At 37.8% G+C, this 2,666-nt stretch carries 1 protein-coding gene; it reads left to right on the forward strand.

Annotated elements, in window-relative coordinates:
- Nucleotides 1–2,666 (forward strand): S8 family serine peptidase (locus AC1DOS_RS19330; RefSeq protein ID WP_477538810.1); only part of this gene is annotated, 2,666 nt, incomplete at both ends.

The raw sequence follows: 2,666 nt of genomic DNA on the forward strand, positions 1-2,666 counted from the left end.
GGTAAAGGTATAAAGATTGGTGTTATTGATACGGGTATTGATCATAATCATCCTGATTTAAAAGACGTATACAAGGGTGGATTTGATTTTGTAGATAATGACAACGATCCAATGGAAGCGACATATGCCCAATGGAAAGCTTCTGGGAAAGCAGAAATAGTGAATGGAAAACCGTACTACACTAGTCACGGTACACATGTGTCAGGAACTATTGCTGGTCAAGCTAAAAACGATTCTGATTATAAAGTAACTGGAGTTGCTCCTGATTCTGATTTATATGTTTACCGAGTATTGGGACCATATGGTTCAGGACAGACTTCTGCGGTTATTGCTGGGATTGAACGTTCTGTTGCTGATGGGATGGATGTTATAAACCTTTCACTAGGTTCAAACCAAAACAATCCATTAGAAGTAGCAAGCTTAGCGATTGATAATGCCGTATTAAGTGGTGTTACAGCTGTAGTGGCAGCAGGGAATGCTGGAGATGGTATGTTCACATTAGGTTCACCTGGTGCAGCCGCACTTGCCTTAACTGTAGGTGCAAGTTCTGCAAGTACTAAGGTGACAACTTTTGCGAGTAAAATCAAATCAAATGCTATAACCACTGATAGTACATTGCAATTAATGACCAAAACATGGACGGATGATTTCTCAAGCCTATCTGGTCAAACATTCGATATTGTTAATGTAGGAGAAGGCGGATTAACCGATTATGCAGGAAAAGACGTTAAAGGTAAAATTGCATTCGTCGTACGTGGAACTTATGCTCTCATTGATAAAATGAAAGCCGCCGCGTTAAACGGGGCAGCAGGCGTCATCATATACAACAATGTTGCCACAGAAGGACAAATTCCTTTTTATCTGGGAGAAAGCAAAGAAAATATTCCAACATTCTCTATGACAAATAGTGATGGTTTGGCTATCAATGCTTTATTCACGAGTGGTACACCGAGTATTACATTAGGAGCTCTTGGAGAGAGTGAAATTCCTGGTGATGAATTAGCTAGCTTTAGCTCTAGAGGACCATCTGGAACATTATATGATATTAAACCAGAAGTAACAGCACCAGGTGTATCGGTCTTATCAACGGTACCGTCTTATATTAACGATAAAACTAATTTTAGTTATTCCACTGCATACACAAGAATGTCGGGTACATCCATGGCAACTCCGCATGTTGCCGGGATTGCAGCTTTGCTGTTACAAGCACATCCTGAATATACACCTGCAGATGTGAAAACGGTTCTAATGAATACAGCCGAACCTTTAAAGGGGCAATATAGTGTGTTTGAAGTAGGGGCAGGAAGGGTAGACCCTTATGATGCAATCAATTCTACTACAGAACTGGCTGTTCAAGATGAAACGCCATATATTATAAATAATGTAAAAGAAATGATCAATGAACAAACTGGTGGTCTTAGTTACGGTTTTGTTCCAATCGCTACAGAAGACATCACAAAAACAACGAATCTATTAATCACGAATTATAGTGACAAAATGGAGAAGTATGACATTTCGGTTGAGTACAATGATGGGGTTCGTGGTTCCATGGATGCGAAGGAAAACGGCGTGTCGCTAGTGTTGCCTGAGGATGTTAAAATTAAAAAGAATAGCCAGGAAAGTATTCCTGTCTCACTGTTAATTCCAACAACTGCAAAAAAAGGCACGTACGAAGGATATATTCATTTTGTGGATGAAAAAGATCCGACTCATCATTATCAAATTCCATTTGGTTTCCGTCTAGTGGAAGAAGGTTTCGAATATTTCAAAGTCTTCTCACCAAATATTGCTACAAATCGTCAACAGAGTCCTTACAGTATAAAGAATACGGATTTAGATTTTAGATTAAATTCACCAATGAAAACATTAGATTTTATTCTAGTTGATTCAAAGACAAATAAAGATATGGGTTTAATTAGAACAGTTGATGCTTCTGGTGCAGGAATTGATCTGGATTTATATATTCAAAGTGCATTTACTGGAAGGTATTTTCCATTTACAGGGAATACAAAAAAACCAATAGCAAGTGCCTCCATATTAGCAACAGATGGGTTATATAAAATAAAGGTCATTGGAACCAATCTTGAAGGAAAGCAATATACAAAGACCGATCAAGTGTACATTGATAATAATGTCCCAACATTTACTTTAGATGATACAAATGCTTTGCCTAAAGGAGATCTTCCATTCGTTGAATTGGCACCTGGTCAAAAAACAGTTACATTGTCTGGAAGTGTGTACAATAGTGACGCAGTCATAATGGAAGATAATGGCATCGATGTAAATCAAACCGATAATAATGTTTGGTACGGACCTAACTCTCCAGCGTGGGGCATTCCTACCGATGTAAATGGCAAGTTTACTAAAGAAATTTCAGTTGATCCTGGTTTTAATTCAGTAAATAAGCTCCAATTTGTAGGTGCGGATAAGGCTGGGAACACAGCAATCGCGAAAGTCATATATTATATGAAATCGGGGACACAATATATTTACGCTAAACCAAATAAAGAGTCGTTTACTATGGGGGATCAATTAACCTATACCTTCTATGCTCATGGTTTGCAAAATGCAAAAGATTTAACTATCAAGTTCGATTACACATCAAGATATTTTAATTCCGTAGTAATTAATAAAAGTCTGTCTTTGCCTATTGATACACTGTTTAC

Source organism: Paenisporosarcina sp. P5_A11 (genome assembly GCF_056400705.1).